The 24076-nt window shown below is 60.8% G+C and carries 21 protein-coding genes and 2 pseudogenes; 12 read left to right on the top strand and 11 right to left on the bottom strand.

What is annotated here, in order from left to right:
- Positions 1-4: 4 nt before the first annotated feature.
- Positions 5-589 carry a cysteine hydrolase family protein gene (locus NUH86_RS19900; RefSeq protein WP_267252246.1) on the bottom strand — a complete coding sequence of 195 codons (585 nt, stop codon included), beginning with the start codon at positions 587-589 and terminating at the stop codon, positions 5-7.
- A gap of 104 nt (positions 590-693) precedes the next feature.
- Here NUH86_RS19900 and NUH86_RS19905 point away from each other — a divergent pair, with 104 nt between their 5' ends.
- Complete coding sequence (locus NUH86_RS19905; RefSeq protein WP_267252247.1) at positions 694-1206, top strand: hemerythrin domain-containing protein; 513 nt, start codon at positions 694-696, stop codon at positions 1204-1206.
- Between the two features lie 73 nt (positions 1207-1279).
- Positions 1280-1771 (top strand): DUF421 domain-containing protein, encoded by a 492-nt coding sequence (locus NUH86_RS19910; protein WP_267252248.1) that lies wholly within the window; start codon positions 1280-1282, stop codon positions 1769-1771.
- Positions 1772-1804: 33 nt separating this feature from the next.
- On the opposite strand, the gene ligD is transcribed toward NUH86_RS19910, so the two are convergent.
- The 3 genes from ligD to NUH86_RS19925 all read right to left on the bottom strand — a co-directional run bounded on the left by ligD (position 1805) and on the right by NUH86_RS19925 (position 5625).
- Entirely contained in the window at positions 1805-4315 is a 2511-nt protein-coding gene (gene ligD, locus NUH86_RS19915; protein ID WP_267252249.1) for a DNA ligase D, read from the bottom strand.
- Positions 4316-4318: 3 nt separating this feature from the next.
- Positions 4319-5170, bottom strand: a complete 852-nt coding sequence (locus NUH86_RS19920; RefSeq protein ID WP_267252250.1) for a Ku protein — start codon at positions 5168-5170, stop codon at positions 4319-4321.
- Between the two features lie 86 nt (positions 5171-5256).
- Positions 5257-5625 (bottom strand): PRC-barrel domain-containing protein, encoded by a 369-nt coding sequence (locus NUH86_RS19925; protein WP_267252251.1) that lies wholly within the window; start codon positions 5623-5625, stop codon positions 5257-5259.
- 234 nt (positions 5626-5859) lie between these two features.
- Here NUH86_RS19925 and NUH86_RS19930 point away from each other — a divergent pair, with 234 nt between their 5' ends.
- Positions 5860-6936, top strand: coding sequence for a DNA topoisomerase IB (locus NUH86_RS19930; protein WP_267252252.1), 1077 nt, complete (start codon positions 5860-5862; stop codon positions 6934-6936).
- 42 nt (positions 6937-6978) lie between these two features.
- On the opposite strand, the gene NUH86_RS19935 is transcribed toward NUH86_RS19930, so the two are convergent.
- From NUH86_RS19935 to NUH86_RS19950, 4 genes are all read right to left on the bottom strand, one after another.
- Entirely contained in the window at positions 6979-9141 is a 2163-nt protein-coding gene (locus tag NUH86_RS19935; protein ID WP_267252253.1) for a TonB-dependent receptor, read from the bottom strand.
- A 110-nt stretch (positions 9142-9251) separates the two neighbouring features.
- Entirely contained in the window at positions 9252-9836 is a 585-nt protein-coding gene (locus NUH86_RS19940) for a GDYXXLXY domain-containing protein (RefSeq protein WP_267252254.1), read from the bottom strand.
- Positions 9833-10999: a DUF2157 domain-containing protein gene (locus NUH86_RS19945; protein ID WP_267252255.1), complete on the bottom strand. Its 1167-nt coding sequence runs from the start codon at positions 10997-10999 to the stop codon at positions 9833-9835. Before NUH86_RS19945 ends, NUH86_RS19940 begins: the two co-directional genes overlap by 4 nt.
- 276 nt (positions 11000-11275) lie before the next feature.
- Positions 11276-11419: a hypothetical protein gene (locus tag NUH86_RS19950; RefSeq protein ID WP_267252256.1), complete on the bottom strand. Its 144-nt coding sequence runs from the start codon at positions 11417-11419 to the stop codon at positions 11276-11278.
- Positions 11420-11465: 46 nt separating this feature from the next.
- On the opposite strand from NUH86_RS19950, the gene NUH86_RS19955 reads away from it, so the two are divergent.
- From NUH86_RS19955 to NUH86_RS19970, 4 genes are all read left to right on the top strand, one after another.
- Entirely contained in the window at positions 11466-12095 is a 630-nt protein-coding gene (locus NUH86_RS19955) for a cytochrome P450 (RefSeq protein WP_267252257.1), read from the top strand.
- Positions 12096-12189: 94 nt separating this feature from the next.
- Entirely contained in the window at positions 12190-12966 is a 777-nt protein-coding gene (locus NUH86_RS19960; RefSeq protein ID WP_267252258.1) for an SDR family NAD(P)-dependent oxidoreductase, read from the top strand.
- Between the two features lie 164 nt (positions 12967-13130).
- A complete protein-coding gene (locus NUH86_RS19965; protein ID WP_267252259.1) occupies positions 13131-13880 on the top strand; it encodes an enoyl-CoA hydratase/isomerase family protein in 750 nt (249 codons plus the stop codon).
- 189 nt (positions 13881-14069) lie between these two features.
- Positions 14070-15179, top strand: a complete 1110-nt coding sequence (locus NUH86_RS19970; RefSeq protein WP_267253010.1) for an IS110 family transposase — start codon at positions 14070-14072, stop codon at positions 15177-15179.
- 493 nt (positions 15180-15672) lie between these two features.
- Here the strand turns inward: NUH86_RS19970 and NUH86_RS19975 are convergent, their stop codons facing one another.
- Both NUH86_RS19975 and NUH86_RS19980 read right to left on the bottom strand, forming a co-directional pair.
- Complete coding sequence (locus NUH86_RS19975) at positions 15673-16770, bottom strand: NAD(P)H-dependent oxidoreductase (protein WP_267252260.1); 1098 nt, start codon at positions 16768-16770, stop codon at positions 15673-15675.
- A gap of 179 nt (positions 16771-16949) precedes the next feature.
- Positions 16950-18065 carry a TIGR03857 family LLM class F420-dependent oxidoreductase gene (locus NUH86_RS19980; protein ID WP_267252261.1) on the bottom strand — a complete coding sequence of 372 codons (1116 nt, stop codon included), beginning with the start codon at positions 18063-18065 and terminating at the stop codon, positions 16950-16952.
- Between the two features lie 514 nt (positions 18066-18579).
- On the opposite strand from NUH86_RS19980, the gene NUH86_RS19985 reads away from it, so the two are divergent.
- The 4 genes from NUH86_RS19985 (at position 18580) to NUH86_RS20000 (ending at position 22957) form a co-directional block, all read left to right on the top strand.
- Positions 18580-20946 (top strand): TonB-dependent receptor, encoded by a 2367-nt coding sequence (locus NUH86_RS19985; RefSeq protein ID WP_267252262.1) that lies wholly within the window; start codon positions 18580-18582, stop codon positions 20944-20946.
- Positions 20947-21399: 453 nt separating this feature from the next.
- The gene (locus tag NUH86_RS19990) at positions 21400-22116 is read left to right on the top strand and encodes a DUF4386 family protein (RefSeq protein ID WP_267252263.1); all 717 of its coding nucleotides are present in this window, start codon (positions 21400-21402) and stop codon (positions 22114-22116) included.
- On the top strand, positions 22113-22673 hold the full coding sequence (locus NUH86_RS19995; protein ID WP_267252264.1) for a cytochrome c oxidase subunit 3: 561 nt from the start codon (positions 22113-22115) through the stop codon (positions 22671-22673). Before NUH86_RS19990 ends, NUH86_RS19995 begins: the two co-directional genes overlap by 4 nt.
- An 8-nt stretch (positions 22674-22681) precedes the next feature.
- The gene (locus NUH86_RS20000; RefSeq protein ID WP_267252265.1) at positions 22682-22957 is read left to right on the top strand and encodes a cytochrome C oxidase subunit IV family protein; all 276 of its coding nucleotides are present in this window, start codon (positions 22682-22684) and stop codon (positions 22955-22957) included.
- A 372-nt stretch (positions 22958-23329) separates the two neighbouring features.
- On the opposite strand, the pseudogene NUH86_RS20005 reads toward NUH86_RS20000, so the two are convergent.
- Positions 23330-23593, bottom strand: a pseudogene (locus NUH86_RS20005) (IS110 family transposase); the annotation flags it as partial.
- A 65-nt stretch (positions 23594-23658) separates the two neighbouring features.
- Here NUH86_RS20005 and NUH86_RS20010 point away from each other — a divergent pair.
- Positions 23659-23901: pseudogene (locus NUH86_RS20010) on the top strand (transposase); the annotation flags it as partial.
- Positions 23902-24076: the final 175 nt, after the last annotated feature.

The following is a 24076-nucleotide window of genomic DNA, read 5'->3' on the forward strand; positions in this document are numbered from 1 at the left end:
CCCCTTATATGAGGGTAACGCTGCTCCGGGTATCGGCGGCCATCGCTTCGGCCATGATGTTCAGCGCCCGATCCCGGCGCTCGATATCGATGCTGGCGGTCGTGTCGCGCGGCACCCATAGTCCGTAATTGCGCATGTGCGCGTCGGCGGCGGTAAACAGCAGGCAGATGTCCGTGACGATACCTGTAAGGATCAGGCGGCTGACTCCTATGCGAGGGAGCACCGCCTGAAGGCCGGTCGCGTAAAAGCCCGAAAAATGCGGCTTGGCGATGAAATAATCCCCATCTCGCGGCCAGAGCCGGTCTATCAGTTCCGGCACGGGGGATCGGCTGCGGATTTCCGCGATCAATTGCGCGCGGTCGGATCGCCAATCCCCATAATTGTCGTTGACGTAAAGGACAGGAAGGCCGCGCCTGTCCGCCGCATCGCGAAGGGTCAGGATGGCATCGCACACGGCCGGAAGGGCAGGCCTCAGCCTTTCCGCCTCCGCGAACCTCAAGTCGTTGAGCATGTCGACGATCAGCAGGGCCGTCCCGCCGCCTTCGGCGGGATCGCCGGCATCGTCGCCCTTGTCCTTGCCATTTTCCATGTGCCGTAAAACGCAGGTCGCGCCCGCCGGTTGCGACGGAAAAGCGGCTGGCGGAACCCTATCACGCGCCACGAGTATAAGGGGAGGTAATGAGGAGAAGGGCCGTGGCGGAAGAGAAATATACCGACGCAATAGCGCTGTTGAAGGCGGACCACCGCAAGGTAGAGGCGCTTTTCGAGAAGTTCGAGAAGGCTCGCGGCGACAGCCAGAGACAATTGCTGGCCACCCAGATCGTCAACGAACTCAAGATTCACACGATCATAGAAGAAGAAATCTTCTATCCGGCCCTGCGCGGCAGGATCGAGGAAGACACGCTGGATGAAGCCTATGTCGAGCATGACGGCGCCAAGGTGCTGGTCAACGACATCGCCGCCGCCACGCCGTCGGCCGATTTCTACGATGCGAAGGTCACCGTGCTGTCGGAAGAGATCAAGCATCATGTCGGGGAGGAGGAGCGTCCCTCCGAAGGCATGTTCGCCCAGGCACGCAGAGCCGGAGTGGATCTGGTGGCGTTACGCGACCAGATGCTGGCAAGGAAGCAGGAACTGATGAAACAGGCGGAAGCAGGCGGGCTTCCTCCGGCAAAGCCATCCGCCGTCAAGCTGGTGACCGCCTAGGGTGTGTAGGTAGATAGGCAATCGACCCTGAACCCGAACGGCGGTCGTCCGCATTTCCATGGCCATCGACAGGATGGAACTGTTATATTCAATCGTTGGCCCGAATGATGGAACACCCTCGGCGCTGCAACTATGCGCCAGGGCGTTCCTTCTCTTCTTCTATGGCATATTGTGCATCCGGATCGCGGGCCGCCGCGCTTTCGCGCATCTTTCCCCTCTCGATATCATAGTGGCCATCGTGGTCGGTTCGAACATCAGCCGGGCCATGATGGGAAACGCGCCCTTCGTCGGCGCGCTGGCGGCGACTTTGCTGCTGGTGATCCTCTACCGCCTGTTCGCCTGGATGACGGTTCGCCACCATGGCCTGGGCCATATGCTCAAGGGCGACGCGACCGTGCTGATCAGGGATGGCAGGGTGGATGAGGAGGCGCTCAAGCGCAATCATCTGAGCCAAGCCGACTTGATGGAGGGCCTGCGCATGGAACAGCATGCGTCCGTCGACGATGTGGCGTGCGCCACACTGGAACGGGGCGGCAAGATCAGTGTGGTGCCCAAATCGAAATGATCGGCGTGAAGGTCCGGACAACCCCTGTTGATCCTATAGTTCAGGCAGCCCCTGGGCCGCGAAACCCCATCCCTTGAGTTCCCTGGAGCGTTGCCAGAGTTTTTCGGCGGCGCCGATGCCGAAGGGGTGCGCGTCCTTCATCTCCCCCAGTTCATCCCAGTCGATGGGCACCGCGACCGGCGCGCCTGGCCGGGCGCGGGCCGAATAGGGAAGGACGGCGGTGCTCCCCCGCTGGTTGCGCAGCCAGTCGATGAAGATGCGCCCCTTGCGCTTGGCCTTGCTCATCGTCGCGACGAAGCGGTCCGGTTCGGCCGCGCTCAACGCCTGGGCGAAGCGGGACGCGAAATCCTTGTGCGCATCCCAATCATGTCCCGGCGTCAACGGCACCACCACATGCACCCCCTTGCCGCCGGAGAGCATGGCGAAGGAGACAAGGCCGATATCGCCAAGACGATCGCGAATGTCCTGCGCGCCCTTCCGCACATGGGCAAAGTCCATGCCCTCGTCCGGGTCGAGGTCGAAGATCATGCGGTCGGGCTTCTCCACCGCGTCGGCGCGGCTCGCCCAGCCGTGAAATTCGATGGTGCCCATCTGCACGCAGGCGAGCAGGCCGTCGGTATCCTCGACATAGAGATAATCCTCCCACCCCGCATTCTTCTCGCGGATCGGCACGTGCCGGACATGATCGCCGAAAGATCCGCTGTCATGTTTCTGGAAGAAGCATTTCTTCCCGCGCCCCTGCGGACAGCGGACAAGGCTGATCGGCCGGTTGGCGGCAAAGGGCAGCATCAGGGGAGCGATGCGCGCATAATAGTCCGCCAGATCCCCCTTGGTCAGGCCATCTTCGGGAAAGATGATCCGTTCGCGATTGCTGATCTTCACCCCGCTTTGGGGCAAGGGCGCGGGTTCGGCCTTTTCCGGCTGCACGGCTTTGGCTGGCTTGTCAGACCGCAGGCCCAGGAAAGCGCCATGGCGGACACGTCCGTCACCGGTGAATTCGGCGAAGGCGACCTCCGCCACCAGGCGCGGCCTGATCCACTGCACGTTCCGCGCCTCCGCCCGCGGCACGTCCAGCGGAGCCTTGTCGGTGGCCAGCGGCGCCATCGCCCCGGCCAAACCTTCCATTGCCGCCGCGTCGAAGCCCGTCCCGACCTTGCCCTTGTAGACCATCGCCCTTCCTTCCTTCTGGGCGAGCAGCAGGGAGGAAAAGGCGCGGCCTTTAGCCTTGCTCCTGGTCCAGCCGACCAGGATGAATTCCTGCCGCCGGGTGCATTTGACCTTGACCCAGTTGCGGGTCCGGCCACTGCGATAGGGGGCGTCGATGCGCTTGGCGATGATGCCTTCCTGCCCGGCATCGCAAAGCGACCGATAGAGATTCTCCCCAGCGCCGATCAGATGGTCTGCCACATGGACGGGCGGTTCGCTGTCATGCAGCAGCGCCTCCAGCCGTTCCTTGCGCTCGACGGTGGAAAGCGGCCTCAGGTCCATGCCGTCCAGGAAGAGCAGGTCGAAGGTGAAGAGATGGAAGGGCGTGTCGGCCCGCTGCGCGCCATGGCCGCGTTTCAGCACCGCCTGCAGCGCCGAAAAGCTGGGATTGCCGTCATCGCCAAAGGCGACGATCTCCCCATCGATCAACGCGGGCGGCAGGTCCAGCGCGGCGATCTTTTCCGCCAGCGGGCCGAATTTGTCTGTCCAGTCCAGGCCGTTGCGCGTGAACAGCTTCACTTTCGGGCCATCGGTCGCGATCAGCATGCGATAGCCGTCATATTTGATCTCATGCAGCCAGTCGTTCCCGGCGGGCACGCTGTCGACCAGCGTCGCCAGTTGCGGCTTCACGAAACCGGGAAGCGCCGTCGCGCCCGCTTTGCGCCCCTTCTTCGACCGCACCCTGGCATTGTGCGCCTGCGCCGCCCGCATCTTGTCGACGAACGCCCTGTCCCCGGCGCCCTTCAACGATTGGGTGGCCCCTGCATCCGCCTCGATCTGCGCCATGGATCGATCCGTCAGCACGCTGGTCAGGGCGCGTTCGACCAGCGCGTCGCCCCTGCCCGCCTCTCCATCGTCGATCTTGCGGAGCAGCCAGTTCTCCCGCTTCTCCCTGGGTCGGCCCTTCATGCGGACGAGCAGCCATTCGCCCTTCATCCGTTCGCCGTGCAGGATGAAATGAAGATGCCCCTTGTCCAGATCGTCGGCGCTCTTGCCCGCCACCGGTTCCCATGTGCCCCGGTCCCACAGCATGACGGTGCCGCCGCCATATTCGCCCTTGGGGATATTGCCCTCAAAACTGCCATAGTCGAGCGGATGGTCCTCGGTACGAACGGCAAGCCGCTTGTCGGCGGGATCGAAACTAGGCCCCCTGGTCACCGCCCAGCTTTTGAGCACGCCGTCTATTTCCAGCCGGAAATCCCAATGCAGCCGGGTCGCCGCATGTTTCTGGACGACGAAGCTGTTGCCGCCCTTTTCCGCGACCTTGCCCGCCGGTTCGCGGGTGCGCCGGAAATCGCGCTTGGCATTATAGGGGGCAAGTGGGTCGGCGGCCGTCATGGATCAGGCGCTCTTGCGCCGGGGCGCCGTCTTCTTCGGCGCGGCTTTCCTCGTCGCCGACGCTTTGCCTCCGGCGGACTGTTTGAGCGCAGCCATCAGATCGATGATATTGCCGCCCTTGCGCGCCGTGGCCTGGTCATCGACTTCCTCGATGATGCGCTTGCCCTTGGCCTTCTTTTTCTTGTCGATCAGCCGGTGGAGCGCCTCGACATAGCGATCGTGAAACGCCTCCGGACTGAAGGGGGCCGTCCGCTTGTCGATGATGCTGACCGCCAGGTCGAGCATATCCTCATCGGCGGTATCCGCCGGCAATCCCCGGAAATAGGTCTGCGCCTTGACGACCTCATCGGCATAACGCAGCACTTCCAGCACCAGTCCGCGCCCGCACGGCTTGAGCGAAACCAGTTGCTCGCGCCCGCGCACGGAAAGCTGCCCCAACCCCACCTTCCTGGTCCGGCGCAGGGCGTCGCGCAGCACGGCATAGGCCTCCTCCGCCAGATCGTCCGCCGGGACCACGAAATAGGGTTTTTCATAATAAAGGACGTCGATGGCATCGGCGTCGACAAATTGGACAAGGTCGAGCGTCTTGCGGCTCTCGATCTTCACCGCCTCTATCTCATCCTGTTCCAGCAGGACATAATTGCCCTTGGACAGTTCATAGCCCTTGAAGATTTCGTCGCGATCCACCGGGCCGACGCCGCTTACCACTTTCTCATATTGGATGGGCTTGCCGGTCGGTTCGTGGATCTGACGGAAACTGATCGCCGCCCCGGATTTGGTCGCGGGATATATTTCAACCGGAATGGCGACCAGAGCCAGCTTGATCTGGCCCTGCCAATAGGGGCGTGCGGGCATAAAAAACCTCCATGCCAACAGCGTGCATGAACGTCGTTGGTTCCCAAAGGGCGGCGGCGCGCCCGCCGCGCCGCCGCTCCAGAGGTTCAATAGGGGTAGGTAAGGCCGTAATAATCGTAGACGCTGTTGCCGTAATCCTTGTCATAGGCCGGTTCCTTCCCGGCCTCATAACGCGGCGCCTGTTCCAGCACTGCCTTGTCCAGATTGATGACATAGCCACCCTGGGACGGTTCATAAGTAAGGATGTCCCACGGCAGGGGATAATAATCATTGCCTATGCCGAACAATCCGCCAAATTGCAGGACGGCATATTCGACCTGACCGCTTTGCTTATCCACCATGAAATTATAGATGGAACCCAGTTTCTCGTTCTGAAGGTTGTAAACGGACGTGCCTTCCACCTTGTTCGAAGCGATCAGGCGCGATGTTTCCTCTGTCGCAATCGTCTCAACCATTTTCCACTCTCCTCTATATTTCAGCATTTATGGGAATGAGAACGAAGGTCGGCGCAAGCCGATCCACCCTGCCAGGGGCCAAAGGGATGCTTCGGGCCAAAGCGTTCAAGGCATGTGACGGCCCGCGCGGAAATCCCGCCAGTGGAATGGAGCGGCGTCCAAATGGGGGCGGGCGTCTCACCCCTTCGCGCAAGGCATCCGAAACCCGTCCCGCCTGGGCGTGTTCTGCCTGACATGAAGATGCGGCGAACCAGCACCGATGCCAATATCGATCCATGCAAGGCGGAACGAAGCGCGGAACTCCGCTATGCCAGCGATGAAGAACCGGGCTTCACCCGGCGCCCATATGGCAAGGGCTGGCGCTATTTCGATACGCAGGGAAAACGCATCGCCGATCGTGGGCTGATCGAACGGATCGACCGCATCGCCATCCCGCCCGCCTATGCCGAGGTGTGGATATGTCCTGAGGAGAACGGCCATATCCAGGCGACGGGCCGCGATGCGCGGGGGCGCAAGCAATATCTCTACCATCCCCGCTTCCGCGAAATGCGCGACGGCAGCAAATATGAACATATGCTGGAATTCGCCAGATCGCTGCCCGGCATCCGCAAGCGGATCGACCGCGACATGCGCCGCCGGGGCCTGCCCCGCGAAAAGATACTCGCGGCGATCATCTGGCTGCTGGAAGCGACGATGATCCGCGTGGGAAATGCCGACTATGCCCGGCAGAACCGCAGCTACGGCCTCACCACTCTCAACGACCGCCATGTCAGGGTCGACCGCGACGAAATGCGATTTCGCTTCAAGGGCAAGGGCGGCAAGCAATGGAATCTGAAGCTGACCGACCATCGCGTCGCCAGGATCGTCAGGCAGAGCCAGGACCTGCCGGGCCAGCATCTGTTCCAATATATCGATGAAGATGGCGAACGGCGCGAAGTGACCTCCGGCGACGTCAACGCCTATCTTCGCGAAATCAGCGGCAGCGACATCACGGCCAAGGATTTCCGCACCTGGGCGGGAACGGTATTGACGGCCCTGACCCTGGCCGAATTCGAGCAGGCGGACAGCGAGACGGCGGCGAAACGGAATGTGCAGGCCGCGATGAAGAAGGTTGCGGCCCAACTGGGCAACACGCCTGCCATATGCCGCCGCTGCTATGTCCACCCCATAGTGATCGACAGTTATCTCTCCCAGACCCTGATGCTGGAAGCATCGCGCAGGGGGCCGGCCGGCCTCAGGCCCGAAGAGAGGCTGGTCCTCGCCTTCCTGCGGGCGCGGCAGTCCACGGAAAAACGAACGGCCCGCAGTTGAGAATGCAAAGGGCGGTTCCAGCGAGCACCCTTTGCGTGACCGTCAATAGGAAAAGCGGACGCTGGCCAGCACGGTCGCCGGATCGGCGTAATTCCTATAATATACCCCCGTCGACGGCTGATAGGTCGAACTGACCGGCTTGTTCGCCCCCAATATATTCCTGCCGGTCAACGCCACCTGGAACCGGTCGTCCGGCAAAATCCAGGCGATCGTCCCGTTGACGAAGGTCTGGCCCGGCACCCGGTCCTGCGGCCGGGCAAGCGCGCTCGAATAGAAGCTGCTCTGATATTGGGCGTTGGCCGACAGCCGCAAATGGCTGCCGCTCGCGCCCAGCGGCACATCATAGGTCGCCCCGCCCGATAACGACCATTTCGGCGCATTGGTCAGCGGTTTGCCATCGGCATCGACGCCATTGCCGCCCGCACCCTTATAATCGTCATAGACGGCCTTCAGATAGCCGCCCGACGCCTGCACGCTGAAGGCATCGGTCAGCCGCAGGTCATTCTCCAGCTCCACCCCCCAGCTATGCGCCTTGCCCGCATTGCCGCGCCGCAACCCGACATAGGCCGGGTCGTAGAAGGATACCTGCAAATCCTTATAGTCATTATAGAAGACGGCCAGATTGCTGCGCAGCGCACGGCCGAACAATGTCGCCTTCAGCCCGCCTTCATAGGTGGTCACCTTCTCCGGATTGAAGGGCAGCGTGGCCAGGTCCAGCCGCGTCGCCCGATTGTCGAACCCGCCGGACTTGAACCCCCGCGACCAGGTCAGATAGTTGAGCAGGTTGGGCGTCCATTGCGCCTGCACCGACACTTTGGGCGTCAGCGCCTTCCATGTCTTTTCCGCCTCGCCCACGATGGATTGCGACACCATGTTGCGATTGTCGTCGATCACCTTGTTGTCGAACACGAACCGCTTTTTCTCGATGGTGCCGCGAATGCCCGCGGTCAGGCTGAAGCGGTCGTTCGCCTTCCACGTGCCCTCGCCGAAAACGGCATAGGCGTCGGTATAGGTGATGTTGTGGGCGCGCTGCTTGCTGACGGGCGCGGTCACGGCGGTGCCGGTCCGGCTGAACCCGTCGCGCTCCACGAAGAAACGCTCGTGCAGGTAGAACAGGCCGCTGATGAAGCTCACATCGCCCAGGTCGCCGTTCAGTTGCACCTCCTGGCTGATGAACTTGTCCTTATAGTGGATCAGGTTCTTCTGGATCAGCGCGGCCTGTCCGTCATTGTCGTAATAGACGGGATCCAGGTTGAAGCCGCCCGCCGCCGTGATCGACTTGACCGAAAGCCGGGGCGACAGCGTGTAGATCAGGCGCAGCGATCCGTTGAGCGCGTTCAGATGCTGGAGCGGTTCGACCTCCGAATAGGATCGGCGGCGGCTGAACGTCCCGCCCGGCTGGTCGACCGGAACATAGGACCGGCTGTCGCTCCGGTCGCGGATCACATTGAGCGTCAGTTGCGCATCCAGATCGGAAATGCCGGTGAAGCGAAGCTTGCCGCACCATCCGTCCAGGTCGATGCGGTTCACATCATGCCCCAGCGTCGGGTCATAGGTCACGCCATCGCGGGTCCGGTGGATGTAGGAGATGCTGGCCGACAGCATATCCTTGACGATCGGCCCGCTGACCAGCGCGCGCAGTTGCACGTCATTATAGCTGCCATAGCCCGCCTCCGCCGTCACATGGGTCGTGTCGTCGGGATCGCGGGTGATCAGGCGCAACGCGCCCGCGCTGCTGTTGCGGCCATAGAGCGTGCCCTGCGGCCCGCGCAGCAACTCGACCCGCTCCAGATCGACGAACTCGCTCATCGATCCGATCTGGCGCGGAACATAGACGTCGTCGACATAGACGGCCAGGACCGGCTCCTGGATCGGATCGGCCTCGCCCACGCCGCGCAGCGAAAAGGTCTGCGTCGTATGGCTGATCGACGCGCGCGCCACGAAAAGATTGGGCACCTGCCCCGCCAGATCGCGGATGCTGGTGATGTTGCGCTGCTCCAGCAGTTCAGGCGTGAAGGCGGAAATGGCGATGGCGGTCTTCTGCAGATCGGTCGTCCGGCGTTCGGCCGTGACGATGATTTCCCCTCCGGCGCCGGCTTCATCGGCTGGCGCCTGGGCCTGTTCGGATTGGGCGTGCACGCTTTGCGCCAGGATCATGGCCATCAGCGATGCGCAAACAGCAAGCGAACGATATGCGTATTTCATGGGAAATGTTTCTCTGCCCATCCGCCCCGCGCGGATTTTCAATCTCTACTAAAATGGTAGATTTTTAGGGCAAACAAGTTGTGCGCATTCGCTGTTGAGAAGCGCTGAAGTCAGGCGGCGGGGCGCGTCGTTCTTCCCATGGACCCGCCGCCGCGAGGTCTGAATTCGATATCCACCGGCCGCATGACGCCATCGGGCCTGATCCTGACCCGAACGAAGCCCTGCAGGCGGGAATCCGTCAATTGGCGCGACAATGCCAGGGCGCGCGTTTGCGACGTGAACAAAATGCCGGAACCCAATCCCCGAACTTCTCGCCGGGCGCCCAGGGAGGACCGAACGATGATGGCGCAGCCCCTCGCCTGTTCCGGGTCCGGCCGACCCAGGACAACGGGCAATTCCCGGACCCTGGCGATGTCAGGGGCGGTCCCTTCGATGCATAATTGGCTGGCGAGGGACGCGCTGAACGGCACATTGTCGCCGTTCTCCGACGACGCTGCGTCCACGGGCCAGTCATATTGGTACTGGACATAATGTCCCCGCAACAGGTCTCTCGGATCGTAACCGCGAATGGGAACCAGCCATTCCTGCCCCTGCTGGGCCAGGCGATAGGTGACCGCCCAGCTCAGGCCAAGCGCGACAAGGGGCAGCATGAGTGCGGCTGCCAGCCACGGACGAAGCGAAGCGATGCCTTTCATCCCCCGTTCCTTTCCGCCGGCGCATAGCGTCTGGATATTCGCACCGTCACCCAGGCCACGGCCATGGCGAAAGCGCCGGACAGGATGAGGCCCGCGCCACTGCCCAGCAGGTCGTCATTCAGTTCGAAGCTCAGGATGATGATGCGAAGGGCAAGCAGCGCAATCGCCCCCTGGAACAGCCGCCGCCACCGGGCGAAAAGCGCGCCCGCCGCAACGGCGCTCCATAATATCAGGAAGAAGAGCGCACCGACCCACGGCCCCCGCATGGCCTCATGAACGCCCAGCAGGAGAGCCTGCGCGAAATGCAGCACCGCCGCGACGGCCAATATGCCCGCGGTCGCCTGCCCGGACCGCGTTTGCCTGACGGTCCAGATCACCGCAGCCGCGCCGACCAGAGCAAGGCTCCGGATCGCGGCGCTGCCGACGGCATGATGCGTCCTGCCGTCCCACCCGCCCGCGATGAGGGCGATGCTGACGCCGATGAGGATGGTGATGATCGCCAGTTGTTCCAGCAGGCGCCAGAATGCAGGCCGATCGCTGCGGTCGCGCATGAATGCGGCCAGGGCGGCCACCGCCATGGGCGGGCATGCGATCAATCCCCAATAGAGGGCGGGATGGGCGGGCTGCGGCATTTGCTGCCCCCACAACCAGCCATGGCCATATTCATCGGCATGCGACCATGCGACCCCCAGCACGCCCGCCAGCCACAGACCCGCAATCGGCCAGCCCCGCCCGAACAGCAGGAGCAGCGGCGAGAAGATGACCAGCCATGCCAGCAGCGGCTGCCACAGGGGGGAAGATGTCTGATAGACTTGCCCGACATGCCCGAAAAAGCTGAGGCCAAGCACCGCCGCCACGAACAAGGGGCCATCGCTGAAATAGGCGTTCTTCGCCGCCGCATCGGGCAGGTAGCGCCAGAGCAGGCCCGCAAGTCCGATCATCAGTGCGAAGTGGATGGCGAGCCTGGTTTCGCCCGGTATCGCGTCCCAGTTCGCGGCGACCACGGACACGATGCCCAGTCCAATGGTCAACGCGCCCAGCCCGATAATCGCCCACAGGCCCAGCGGTCGGCTATGCGCAGCCTCCCACTCGCGGATGCGCGCGGCGATCCCGGCATCGATCAGGCCCGCATCCTGCCATGCCCTGAGTTGTCGTTCCGACATGCGCCCTACCCCTCCCGCCCGGCGGATCGGTAACGGGGCCGGACCATGCCGTCGGCAGGCCCGGTCGCGCACATCGGGGGCGCCGGAATCGGCGATGCCAGGGCGACAAGCGGCTGAGAAGCCAGAACCGCCATTGGCGTGAACGCAAGATATCCCTGCCGCATGAACTCTCCCCCCGCTATGGGGTCAGACATGCCGGAAACGGTCAAACCATTCCAGCGGCATTTTCTCGCCTGCGTTCGCCGTCATGGCCGAACTCCCGACGCTGGCGTGGGCCTAAATCCCCCGCCAGCGCGGCGCCCGCTTCTCCGAAAAGGCCCGCGGCCCCTCGATGATATCGTCGGAGTCGAACAAGGCTTTGATTGCCGGAAATTCCATCTGTCGGCCAAGCGCCTCCTCGACCGTCATCGACTGTCCCATGCGAACCGCCTCCTTGGAGGCGCGAATCGCCATGGGACTGCATTCGATGAGCCGACGCAACACCTCGGCAACATCGCGTCCACCGATGCCTTCCCGTGTCAGCAGCGGGCATTCCACTCGCAGCAGCGACATGACCTGGAAATCGTTGTCGGCACGTATCGCGAGTGCGAGCGGCAGGAAATTAGGTCAAGAACGGTCGAAGCGGCCACGCACTGCCATTCTCAAGTCCGTCCTTCAGACTGAGCGGCGCCTGATCGTCGAGAGCCGAGTAGAGGTTCGGGAATCCCAAGCGTATTGCAGCCATCCGATGGACAACAACCAGCGCCCGCACGTCAGCGCTCCGCTCGTCGCTCCCCCAATAGACATCCCCGCGGGCTCCACGATGATGATCCGCTGGGATTCGGCCAATCGCGATGAGGCGAAGTTTGAGGATCCCGAGACATTCGACATCGACAGATCGAATCTGCGCCGCCACACCGCCTTCGGCCATGGCAAGCATTTCTGCATCGGCAACGGGCTGGCGCGGCTGGAACTGAAGGCGACGATCAGCGCGATGCTCGACCGTTTCGCGCATATAGCGCTCGCCGCCCCCGTTGAGCGTGCGCTGGCGTTGGACAATTGCGCGCTGCCTGCGCTGCACCTTACCTTGGAGCGCGCGGTGAAGCGACCGGAATAACATCGCTAGCATATAATATGCTCACAATCCTATTGCGCCTACGGACGAGTTCGCGCAAAGTGGAGAACCCCTACAGGATTTTGGAGAGACGACCATGGCCGAGCAGCTGGAGGAATTTTCGAAAGGCGCCGCCCTGGTATATGGTGGTTCGGGCGGCATCGGCGCGGAGATTTGCCGATCGCTGGCCGCCTCCGGCTCCAATGTCGTTCTAACCTATTTCTCCAAGTCGACCGCCGCCGACGAAGTTGTGAAGGAAATCGAAGCGATGGGCCGCAAGGCCGTGGCTGTGCAGGTCAATGTAGAGGATCCGGTGGCGGTCAAGAAGGCCGTGGACGCGGCGCTGGAGAATTTCGGCGAGATCCATTCGGTCGTCTATGCGTCCGGCCCGCCGCTCGAATTTCTCTATATCAACCAGATTTCGGGCGCGGAATGGTCGCGCGTGATCAACGCCGACGTCAATGGCTGCTTCAACGTTGTGGAGGCGACGCTTCCCCATCTGCGTGCGCGCGGCAAGGGGAATTATGTCGGCATCATCACCGCCGCCGTCGATCGCGCGCCGCCGCGTGACATATTGTCGGCGGCCCCCAAGGCCGCGATCCAGATGCTGTTGCGCGGCGTCGCCCGAGAAGAGGGCCGTAACGGCATCCGCGCCAACATGGTCGGCCCCGGTTATATCGAAGCGGGACTGGGCCTCGCCACCGTTCATGATCATACTAAGGATTTTGTCGAGAGGATGATGCGCGCCATTCCGCTCAAGCGACCCGGTCGCGCGTCCGACATCGCCGACGTCACTTTATTCCTGCTGTCCGACAAGTCGAGCTATGTGACCGGCGTGTCCATCCCCGTCGCGGGCGGTCTGCAACTGTCCTGACGATCTCCCGGGGCCGCAGACGCACATGCCTGCCGAACGTCCCATCGTCAGCCTCGAAGCGGACTCCGGCAAAAAACATGGGCGAGGCCGATTGATCACAGTCTTTTCCCAGCTGTTCTGCGCCGTCATCGTCGTATATCTCCGCAGATTTGCGGGATTATCGCATGAGCCACACCTCTTGTTTCCAGCTAGTCCGCGAAGGCGGCGGTGCGATCCTGCGCATCGCGCTGGACAGGCCGGCCCAGCGCAACGCCATGTCGCGCGCGATGGTCGACGCCATGCTTGCGCTGCTGGATACGGAAGGCGCGGGTGATGAGGCCCGCGTCATCATCGTGCACGGCCTTGGACGCGGCTTTTACGCGGGCAGCGACCTAGGTGAGCTGGCTGAAATGCGTCGGATGGAGCGCGCCGCGTTCGAGGCGGATTGCGGCACACTCTCTTGCAGGCTCAATGACTATCCCGTCCCGGTAATCGCCGCGGTGCACGGCTTTGCGATCGGGGGCGGCCTGACCCTGGCCGCCGCGTGCGATATGGTGATATCTACGGCTGACGCGACATGGAGTTTGCCCGAAGTGCCGATTGGCCTGTTTCCCGCGTGGGGGCTGGGCGCGGTGGACGATCGGATCGGACTGGCTCGCGCGCGCCGGCTCGCCTTGGGAATGGATCGGCTGACGGGGACGCAGGCGGCAGACTGGGGACTGGTGGACGAGATCGCTTCGGAGCCGCTGGCGCATGCATCGGCTCTGGCCGCCAGCATCATCGCTCTACCGGCAGCGCAGTTGGCGCAGGCCAAGGCCCATTATCGCCGCGCCGATCGCTGGACGGTCAAGGATCAAGCCGCTAACGCTCGCTTTCTTAACGCGACGGAAAGCGCCGAAGCCCAGGCTAGCTTCCTCCGCTTCGGCAAGGGCTGACTTAGGATATGGCGGCCTAACGCGGTTGTCGGCCTGCCCGACAGAAATTGGGGCGCACTCGTCTGCGCCGCTATGCATCATCGGTAAGACCGTATGTCCGCTCTTTGGCTGAGGGTGGCTCGCCCTACACTGTGGTGGCGAGGGTTGCTCGGAGTGGCCGAGCCGATCCTCATCGCAGGAGGACGAGCCGTGGAGCATTCTACAGAAGTTTTCGTCGGAATGGATGTGGCAAAGACGCGGAACGCGATTGCGGTCGCGGACGGCGAGCGCGGAGGCGAGGTGCGGTTCCTGGGAGAAGTCGACGCCTCTCTCGAGGCAATGCGACGGGTAGTGCAGCGGATCGCCGCCAAGCACGAACGTATCCATTTCTGCTACGAAGCCGGGCCGACGGGCTATGGCCTCCACCGGTTGATCACATCCATGGGCTATCCCTGCGACGTCGTCGCACCTTCGCTGATACCGAGGCGCCCCGGCGACAGGGTAAAGACCAATAGGCGTGATGCGGTCGGTTTGGCCAAGCTCCTGCGCGCAGGGGAACTGACGCCGGTGTGGGTTCCTGATGAGGGCCATGAAGCGATGCGCGACCTGGTCCGCGCTCGCGCTGCGGCGGTCGAGACCCAGCGCGTTCACCGACAACAGGTGAGTGCGTTCATGCTGAAGCACGGGCGCATCTTTCCGCGCAAAACGGCATGGGGGGCACGCCACCTCCGCTGGTTGCAAGAACAGCACTTCGATCATCCCGCTCACCAAATCGCACTGCAGGAACTCGTCGATGCGGTTCGCACGGACAGAGAGCGTATCGTTCGCATCGAGGCCGCGATCGAAGAGTTTCTGCCCAGCTGGTCACTGGCACCGGTCGTTCGCGCGCTCCAGGCCTTAAGAGGCGTGGAGCTTGTCGTCGCGGTCACTTTCGTCACCGAGGTTGGCGATGTGCGCCGGTTTGACAGCCCGCGCCAGTTGATGGGATATTTGGGCTTGGTGCCAAGCGAGCGTTCGACTGGCGACGCGATCCGACGTGGCGGGATCACCAAGGCCGGCAACGGAAGAGTCCGACACATGCTGGTGGAGAGCGCCTGGACTTACCGTCACCCGCCCCGGGTGGGTAAGAACAAACTGTACCGCCTGGAGCAGACCACACCTAAGGTGCGGGAGATCGCCTGGAAGGCGCAGAGCCGTTTGACGGCTCGCTATCGAGCGCTCGACGCGAAGGGCAAGAAGACCACGGTAGTTTGCGCGGCGATCGCACGCGAGCTCGCCGGCTTCATGTGGGCGATCGCCCGGGAGGTCCAACCCGCCTGACGATCACAATAGCTCCCGCGCACAGGCGGGGGCGGGACCACGGCAGGGGAATATCCGTCACACGCTTTGTGGCCGGCATCGCCGACGCCCGCTGTAAGATAGGATCAGCCCCGGACGCACAATCGGGAATGCGGTAGCCAACCCGCGTATCAGAGCTTGATCACCGACGTCTCTCAGATCCCGTCTCCACCTATGCGCGGTCACCACGGCACAGCTTCGCCCAGCGGTGGCTTTGCGCGCCCGCAACGTTGACAGCGGACATCAGAGCGTGGCCTGAGCACCGCCGCTATGCGGCTTGGGCGACATCCTGCTCGCTCGGTTGCCAAGTCCAAGGCATGAGCTCAACCCAGCGAGCAGCGGGCCAGTCGCCGGCGATCTTCTCTCGATGACATCGGTAATGTAGGCCTGCTGTCAACGCCGACTGGATTCTGACCCACCTAGTCAAGCTTAGCGCACATCTCCGAAGGCGGCCCCGAAGCCTGACGCGGACCGGCTATTTCGCGGCGTTGAATGCGAAGATCAACGTATTGGCCCCCGCCTGACGCGCCTCCTTCCACGGCAAATATTCAGGATCCTCCATGAACGCGTTCAACGCCTCCATGTTGGGAAAAGCGAAATGGGCGATCTGGCTGGGAATGACGTCGCCCTCCAGCACATCGACGAGGCCGGACACGGTCACGGGGCGTCCACCATGTCTTTCCATAATAGGTGGCACATGGCGAATATATTCACCAATCCATTCCGTGTCCGTGACGGTCAGCACGACGGTCATGTAAGCGGTCATATCTGTCTCCAGAATAGGAATTGCGGCAGGCTTTTCGTCTACTGAGGTGTCCGCTTCATCCGGCTCTGATCTGGCCAATTGCCCTATCGTGCGGGCCTGTATGCCAGGTTTGAGCCGCATATCGCCCGCATAATCGGACCAGGGATGGAAGAACATCAGTTCATCTTCCTGGAGACGGCTGACACGTTGGGCATAAGCATCCAGCGCGGCCGACAGAGTCTCGCGGTCCAAAATATCAACGCCATTCACCACGAACGGGGGCAGCACGTCGAAGCCGACAAAGCGCAGGATGCCATTGTGGATCGGCCAGAGCGCCGCCTCCATCGACCCGCACATGCCCGCAGGACTGAACGTGTAGCTCGGCCCTCCCGTGGTCGTGCAAATCATCGCGCGTTTACCTGCCATCATGCCGCGCTCAAAGAACTGCCCGGTGGAGCCGCCATAGGCGAAGCCGTTCGCAAATACCCGATCAACCCAGCCCTTCATTATGGCGGGCATGGAAAACCACCATAGCGGAAACTGGAAGATCACTGCGTCAGCACGGCGCAACTTGTCCATCTCGACAGCGATATCGGATGCAAAACTGCCGGTGCGGTTGGCATAATATTGTTCGCGCGAATATCCGAAACGAACGGAATCCCTCATCTCCTGAAAATCGCTGCGACTGGCGCGCGCCTCGAAATTCATGGCGTAAAGGTCCGACACCTCCACCTCATGCCCCTGCCGAAGCAGTGTATTTCTTGCCGTTTCAAGCAGGGCATGGTTGAAGGAAGTGGGTTCGTGATGTGCATAAACGATAAGGATCATGACGTTCCTGATAATGTATGCTAGCAAAACGTCAATAAGCGTTCTGTCTTGCTATCGACTGATTTGATGGAGCCGATAAGGGGGAGTCGCGCGCAGGTTGATGAGCAAATTATGCTCTTCAGGCACGAGCAGGAATGCCAAGCGCCAAGAAATCCTCCGCAGGTTCCGATCGGCGTCCATCAGGCCCTCATGAAACCGGCGTTGATCGGCAAGCTATCAAGGTGCGATGGGCGAATCTTCGCCCATTCCGTGACCACCCCGCGCAAATCGCGCGGATGGCTGCCGTGAAACAGCACGCTGTTCGCTCCCGCCTCGAACCGCTGCGACAAAGCGCGCGCTCCGTCCGCACCAGAGCCAATCGCGCAGCCTTTCTCGATCCATCCGCGTGGGTATTTTTCAGCCATGCGGCGCAGCTTGTCGTAATCGCGCGTCGTCGCTTCATCACCCATCATGGCGTCCGCCGGCTCACCGTCCAGTTCGGCAAGATAGGAACGCAGGCCCGGCACCAGGCTCTTGTCCCAATGGTTGCCGTCGCAAATGCCATCGAACAGAGCCGGAAACATCAGGTACGTGTTAATGCGGCGAACGATCCAAGTCAGATAATCTTCCTCTGACACGTCGCAGGCTGTCATCAGGATCGTCCAGACTCTCACGCTCGCGGGATCGCGGCCGGCTTCTTCGGCTCCCTGGCGGACCAGCTTGACCGAACGTTCAACGGCCTCGGGCGTCCAGAGAGAATTGAGGAGCACGCCGTCAGCGATCCCCCCTGCCCACTTCAGCGTCTTTTCGCCCATGCTGGCTACCAGAATAGGCGGCGTGCGCTCTAGCTCGACGCCGAGGCGCAAATTGGAAAAGCTACCCAACGGCCCCTCATAATTCACGATTTCGTTGCGCCATAACCGACGCAACACGTCGATCCAGTCTCCCAGAATCTTGAAGTTGATCCGCGCGGTGCCGGTGGCGTCAGAGAAGCTGGCAGTGCCTCGTCCGATGCCCAGCGCAAATTTGCCGCCGTTCAGCTTGGCCACAGTCGCGCCATAACCGGCCGTGACGATCGGGTGGCGCAGCGGCAGATTCTGGATAAGTCCGGCGACGATCCCCAAATCCGGCGCAAGCGCAGCCGCAACACCGCTCATGACATCGCAATTTTTGGCGCTGAAGCGTTCCGCCACCCACGTGGAGCCGATGCCCAGCGCCTTGGTGGCCCTGATCTCCTCGATAGCCTCAAGCGGCTCATAGATGTGACCGGGGAGCATATAGGCTCCCAGTTCGGGGAACAGCTTTTCCTGTTGCATGCCGAGTCTCCATCGTCCGTTTTGTTTTGTCGTGCGGCACCGGTAGATAGTTCGTGAGCATACTTATAGCAACTCGAAACGCTCAGAAATCGCATTCTCGCGGCAATGCCGCATCAACAGACATTCCATAGCTCGCGCATTATAGAAAACTGGCGAGCAGGCCCTCCAGATCAAGCACAGGGATTGGGGGGCGCCATAGTGCCATTATCTCCATGGGTCAGCTCCTGATCTGAAGTTACCGGGAGGCTGGTTAGTTGAGGGAAGCGTGGCCGCCTTTGGTGATTTCCTCATGCACATTCAGGTTCACCGCCGCTGGCGATACCGGCGCCCAGACCTTGGTCGTGGAGGGACCCGCAAAGGCGCATCACGATATCCGAAAATAAGCCAGCAATATAGTTTGGATGATTATCATTGCCTAACATGCTATATTTGGGTAGTTCACTGCTCCAGCTTCGGAACAAGGAGCGGATCAGGTATCGTCGCCGCCGCGACGAGTAATTTGGAGAGCTTAAAAATGCGGAAAGGTTTCAGCCCACTGGCATGCGGCGTGTCACTCGCAGTCATGTGCGTGCCGTGTGTCGCCATAGCACAGGATTCTGGGCAACGCGTAGGCCTGGAAGACATCATCGTCACCGCGCGCAAGCGCGACGAATCCCTGTTGTCGGTTCCCGTTGCGGTATCGGCAATTTCCGCGCAGGGCCTCAAAAACTACAATCTCGACAATATGGCGAAGATTTCGGAGGCCATCCCGCAGGTGAAAATCATCAATGCGGCGTCGGGCAGCGGTGGCATTCTGTCGATCCGCGGCGTCGGATCGCCGCCGATCGATTCCGGCATCGCCCAGTCGGTCGCAGTTGTGATCGACGATACCGGCCTCAGCCAGGGCAATCTGGTGAAGCTTGGCTTTTTCGATCTGAACTCAGTCCAGGTCCTGAAGGGCCCGCAAGCCCTCTTCTTCGGCAAGAACAGCCCGGCGGGCGTGATTGCGTTCACTTCCAAGGGTCCGGGCGACAAGTGGGAATTCAATGGGCGCGCCGCTTATGAATTTGTCGGCGACGAAAAAGTGGTCGAGGGCGGCGTTGGCGGTCCGGTCACCGACACCCTCGGCATTCGCTTCGCCGGCCGCTATCGTGGCCTGACGGGCTACACTTTCAATGACATGACTTCCGTTGTCGATCCGATCCTTGGCGTCACCATCCCCGATCCGAAATATCGGCGCGATCCCCATGAACGCGAATTTTCCGGCCGCTTCACCGCGGTTTGGGATATCACCCCGGATTTCATTGCTACGCTGAAGCTTGTCGGGCAGTCGATAAAGACCAATGGCGACGCATCGCTCTACGATCAGGTCGCCTGCGCTCCTGGCCAGACGGTGCCGACGGTGCTGGGCATCCCGGATCCGCAGCAGAGTTGCAATTTCGATCGCCACCACTCCCAAGGGGCTTATCCGATAGAAACCATCGTGGGCATTCCACATGTCAGGGACGGTCAGGGCTGGTCGCAGTTCAGGGCGCTCGTCGGCTCTCTGAAGCTGGCGTACACAGCCGACAAGATGACCGTGACTTCGATCAGTTCGTATACCAAATATAATTTCCGATCGATGGGTAATTTCGGTGGTTCCACCTATGCATGGTTCGGTGGCTTTAACGCCGAATATTTTGACTCCAAATCACAGGAATTTCGTTTTGCCTCCAGCCTGGATGGCCCTTTCAATTTCATTGGAGGCGCATATTATGAGAATACCGAGCTCGTAACCGAGGGTTATCGGTTCCTTGGTCCTTTCGGGCCTGATCCGGTGACTGGCAACTGGTATACGCAGGGTAGCAAGCCAAGCCTGAAGGGACAGTCACTCTCCGTATTCGTGCAAGGCCGATACAATCTGCTCGATACGCTGGAGCTTTCGGGCGGCGCACGCATTACGACCGATCAGAAGAAGCTGAGATTGGGTAACTTCTTCGTTCACAGTTATGCGACTTTTCTGTCACCCCAGGGTCTGTATTCGACAGGAAAATTCAACGACGACAATGTTTCGCCTGAAGTTACTCTGACCTACAAACCACAGCCGAGTGTGATGATATACGGTGCGTACAAGAGCGGCTACAAGGGGGGTGGTTTCGGCATGCCCAACGTAATCAGTAGGGGTCAGACTGCAGATACGACAAGACTGGATTCGGAAAAGTCGCATGGTTTTGAAATCGGCACCAAGGCGCAGATTTTTGACAACAGCCTGCGAGCGCAGTTGACGGCGTACAGCTACAAGTTCAAAAATCTTCAGACGGTGTCGTTCGACGGTACGACGGTGTCCTATCAGTTCAATAACGCCGCCGCCGCCACGACCAAGGGCGTGGAACTTCAACTGGACTGGCAGGCTACGCCGGAGCTCCGCTTCGCCTCGGCGTTGACCTATAACAAGGCGCGCTTCAAGAGCTTCCCCACGGCTCAATGTTATGGGCTTCAGGCTGCGACACCGGGTTCGGGCTGCGTCAAGTCGGCCGCTTTCCCGTCTGGAGTGCAAGATCTGAGCGGCGCGCGGTTGCCCCATGCGTCGGATTGGATGGGATCGCTCAGCTTCAATTATGACAAGCCGGTTGGCGACTACCATGTTGTCCTTTACGGCGATGTGAACTACCAGTCGAAGATGAATTCGTCGGAAATTAACGATCCCGCCGGCGAAGTTCCGGGATTCGCGAAAGTCAATGCCGGTATCAAGTTCGGCCCGAGCGAAGGTCCTTGGGAAATTGCGGTGTTCGGCCGCAACCTGACCAATCGCCTTTACTTCACCACAGTTAACGACAAGGCGGGCGGTCTTCCGGGCGAGGTCTCGGCCAACAGCTCCAGCCGGCCTCGTGAGATCTGGGTCGAAACTAGCGTGAAGTTCTGATCGATATCAGGGGCGCCGATATCGGCGCCCCTTTTCAAAAGACCATTGGCTGACACGCGTTGGCAATTTCGACAAATAAATTCTGAACTGGTGCTGGGGCGGCCGAACATTAGCCCAGACAAGGGTTCTACTGGGACGGCACTCCTCAAGATGCGAGTGTAAAAAATGGTATGCTATATATATTATACGCATGCATTTCCCATTGAGATTCAGCGTCAGTTCGCGCGCAGCGAGGGGAACTGAACAGAATTTTGGAGAGACGGTCATGGCTGAGCAGCTCGCGGAATTTTCGAAGGGCGCGGCATTGGTATATGGCGGATCTGGTGGTATCGGCGTGGAAATCTGCCGTTCGCGCAGGCGGCCTGCAACTGTCTTGAAAATTCCCGGCACGGCGGGCATTGCACGCTTGCCGGGAGTATCGCTGGTCCGAGGCGGAACATAAGGAGGGGGAAGGTGATCGACAAGCAAGTACTCAAGCTGTGCATCTGGTCGGGTCCGATTGGCATCCTCATTTTCTTCATCGGCATATTCCCCCTCGCCCACTTGTTCCCGCCGCCGCTCAACCCGTCCGACCCGCTTCAAACCGTTGTCGATTTCTACGCACAACACCGGCTAGGCATTCTTTTCGGGTGCATGCTGATCATCTGGGCCTCCGGACTTATGATCCCGTTCATGGTCGCGATCTTCTCCCAGCTCCGCCGTATCGAGCGGGGCTTTCCCTTGCTTTCGAGCGTTTTCCTGTTTTGCGCGGGAATCGTCATCATGGAAATCGTGATCCCGGCCTGGACCTTTTCGGCCGTTGCACTTCGGGAAAGTCGCCCGCCAGAGATCACGCTGGCGCTCAGCGATCTGTCGATGCTCATGTTTATCTGGCCCAATCCACAGACCATAATGATGATGGGTGCGGTGGGATACGCCATATTGCGCGATCCCAGTCCTAAACCATTATTCCCGCGCTGGCTGGGTTATGTGAACATTGCAGCCGGTTTGCTGTTCACAGGATCGACTTTCGCCAACATTGCCTATTCGGGACCATTTGCATGGAAAGGACTGATGGCCTTCTGGATGCCGGCGATCGACTTTGGCAACTGGTTCGGGCTCATGGTGTTCGCGCTGCTCGGCACGCTCAAGCGCGACGATTATGAAGCGACGCGACGGGACAATTCGTGAAGTCGACGGAACGGCATATCCCCGGCGAGGCGGGAATCTGGGTCCTCGTCTTCATCGATCTTGTCGTATTTGGCAGCCTGTTTGTAAATTATGCGCTGATCCGGGGGAGTGGCACTCCCGACGGCCTGCCGGGCATGCATGAATTTGACCGGGCGCTGGGGTTTATCAATACCATTATCCTGCTGACCAGCAGTTGGGCGGTCGTCATGGCGATGGCTGCGCTGCGTCGCAAGCGCGTCGCCATCGCGCGGGTTTTTCTACTGGGCGCAGCCATTCTGGCGCTGACCTTCGCGGGCGTCAAGGTATACGAATATGCCGAAAAGATTGCCGCAGGCACCACGCCCATGACCAGTGGCTATTATAATTTCTATTTCAGCATAACCGGCCTGCATCTGTTCCATGTCATAGTCGGATTTGGCGTATTGCTGTGGATGCGCAGCCGGGCGGGGCGGATTGCAGCCCCGAAGGACCTGGGCCACATCGAGTGCGGCGGCATCTTCTGGCACATGGTCGACTTGCTATGGATTGTGATCTTTCCGCTACTCTATCTGATGTAGGAACGCCGATGCTGCGCAACGACTATTTCCTCTACAGCATAGTCTGGCTCCTGCTGGTCATGCTCACGTTCGCTGCCTGGGTCATCGGCCACCAAGCCCCCATCGCCATCGATGGTCCGCCGCTGCCGATCGCAGCGAGCATATTGGGCTTGGCTTTTGTCAAAGTAGCGATGATCATGGCCATCTTCATGGACTTGCGCGTGGGGCCGTTCGGCCTGATCACTTTGGCCGCCACATGGATAGTGATTGAATGCGCCGCCCTGCTGGCGTTGATCGCCCAATGAAATAGTTTCGCAAGACAGCCGCGCGTCGCCAACTCTGTTGTTTAGAGGGCTTTGATGATGTGACCGCCCCCCCGACGGCATCGATGTGCCATATGTGGACGGCCCCTCCCTGCAAGATTTGGCAGATAATATTGATCGGATCGCTTGCGTTCATATGTCCGGCCTATGGGTGCGTTCGCACATGAACGCTGGCCAAGGTGGTTTCCGCGACACGAGTTCCAAACAAGGCGACGACCTGCAGCGGCCATTGGCACATACGGGCTATCACGCGTCTCGGATCGATCGATCCCACCATCTGCTGCTTCTTGCAAGTTCACGCATCAGTTCAGCATGGTAGCTCTGATTATCCGCTCACCATGGCTGCCTGATCTCTTATGCGGAGCATGCCAACTCTGGTAGCTCGGCGCTTTTCCGATAAGTTTCGCCGGTCACCATCATCTTCCATGCGATCCGCGCGATCTTGTTCGCCAGCGCCACGGCTACCAGCTTGGGCGGTTTGCGCTTGAGCATGGCGAGCAGCCAGGGCGCCGCATTTTTTCCGCTTCCATCCCCGACACGTCGAAGCAATGAAGTGGCTCCGACCACCAGTGTACTTCGCAAGACTTCGTCGCCAGCGCGCGTGATAACGCCTTGCCTTGGACTTGTAACGGATTTGCGCCGGTCACCTGAGCGATTAGAGCTCGCAACAGGAGACCGACGAGATGATCAAGCACACAGAAGAGTTCAAGCAGGAGGCGGTGCGGATTGCACTGACCGGCGGGTTACCCCGCGACAGGGTTGCATCGGATTTGGGGATAGGGAAGTCGACGCTGGGCAAATGGGTGTCGCAGTATCGGCCATCTGACCTGGCGGCAGCGCCGCAGGCAGATCTGGCGCGTGAGAATGAACGCCTTCGCCTTGAGAACCGTGTGCTGCGGGAGGAGAGGGAAGTGCTAAAAAGCGGTCCCCGGCCGGGCCCGCCTGTGTGGGGTAGAAACGGGCCGTGCTATGGTGTCGGCCAGGAGGGTCGCGGCCGTGCGCTTATTGGAGGCATGATACCCCGTTAAAAAACGTGGCCCATGGGCATTTGCGTACTTGAGAGTGGTGACGTCGTGCTGCGGCGATCCCGATTAGGAAGAT

The sequence above is a fragment of the Sphingobium sp. JS3065 genome (genome assembly GCF_026427355.1).
Classification (GTDB): domain Bacteria; phylum Pseudomonadota; class Alphaproteobacteria; order Sphingomonadales; family Sphingomonadaceae; genus Sphingobium.

What these genes read in the sequence shown, in the direction of transcription:
- NUH86_RS19900 (WP_267252246.1), bottom strand. Translation starts at nt 589, where the DNA reads ATGGAAAATGGCAAGGACAAGGGCGACGATGCCGGCGATCCCGCCGAA.
- NUH86_RS19910 (WP_267252248.1), top strand. Translation starts at nt 1,280, where the DNA reads ATGGAACTGTTATATTCAATCGTTGGCCCGAATGATGGAACACCCTCG.
- ligD (WP_267252249.1), bottom strand. Translation starts at nt 4,315, where the DNA reads ATGACGGCCGCCGACCCACTTGCCCCCTATAATGCCAAGCGCGATTTC.
- NUH86_RS19920 (WP_267252250.1), bottom strand. Translation starts at nt 5,170, where the DNA reads ATGCCCGCACGCCCCTATTGGCAGGGCCAGATCAAGCTGGCTCTGGTC.
- NUH86_RS19925 (WP_267252251.1), bottom strand. Translation starts at nt 5,625, where the DNA reads ATGGTTGAGACGATTGCGACAGAGGAAACATCGCGCCTGATCGCTTCG.
- NUH86_RS19930 (WP_267252252.1), top strand. Translation starts at nt 5,860, where the DNA reads ATGAAGATGCGGCGAACCAGCACCGATGCCAATATCGATCCATGCAAG.
- NUH86_RS19935 (WP_267252253.1), bottom strand. Translation starts at nt 9,141, where the DNA reads ATGAAATACGCATATCGTTCGCTTGCTGTTTGCGCATCGCTGATGGCC.
- NUH86_RS19940 (WP_267252254.1), bottom strand. Translation starts at nt 9,836, where the DNA reads ATGAAAGGCATCGCTTCGCTTCGTCCGTGGCTGGCAGCCGCACTCATG.
- NUH86_RS19945 (WP_267252255.1), bottom strand. Translation starts at nt 10,999, where the DNA reads ATGTCGGAACGACAACTCAGGGCATGGCAGGATGCGGGCCTGATCGAT.
- NUH86_RS19950 (WP_267252256.1), bottom strand. Translation starts at nt 11,419, where the DNA reads ATGGGACAGTCGATGACGGTCGAGGAGGCGCTTGGCCGACAGATGGAA.
- NUH86_RS19955 (WP_267252257.1), top strand. Translation starts at nt 11,466, where the DNA reads ATGAGCCGACGCAACACCTCGGCAACATCGCGTCCACCGATGCCTTCC.
- NUH86_RS19960 (WP_267252258.1), top strand. Translation starts at nt 12,190, where the DNA reads ATGGCCGAGCAGCTGGAGGAATTTTCGAAAGGCGCCGCCCTGGTATAT.
- NUH86_RS19965 (WP_267252259.1), top strand. Translation starts at nt 13,131, where the DNA reads ATGAGCCACACCTCTTGTTTCCAGCTAGTCCGCGAAGGCGGCGGTGCG.
- NUH86_RS19975 (WP_267252260.1), bottom strand. Translation starts at nt 16,770, where the DNA reads ATGATCCTTATCGTTTATGCACATCACGAACCCACTTCCTTCAACCAT.
- NUH86_RS19980 (WP_267252261.1), bottom strand. Translation starts at nt 18,065, where the DNA reads ATGCAACAGGAAAAGCTGTTCCCCGAACTGGGAGCCTATATGCTCCCC.
- NUH86_RS19985 (WP_267252262.1), top strand. Translation starts at nt 18,580, where the DNA reads ATGCGGAAAGGTTTCAGCCCACTGGCATGCGGCGTGTCACTCGCAGTC.
- NUH86_RS20000 (WP_267252265.1), top strand. Translation starts at nt 22,682, where the DNA reads ATGCTGCGCAACGACTATTTCCTCTACAGCATAGTCTGGCTCCTGCTG.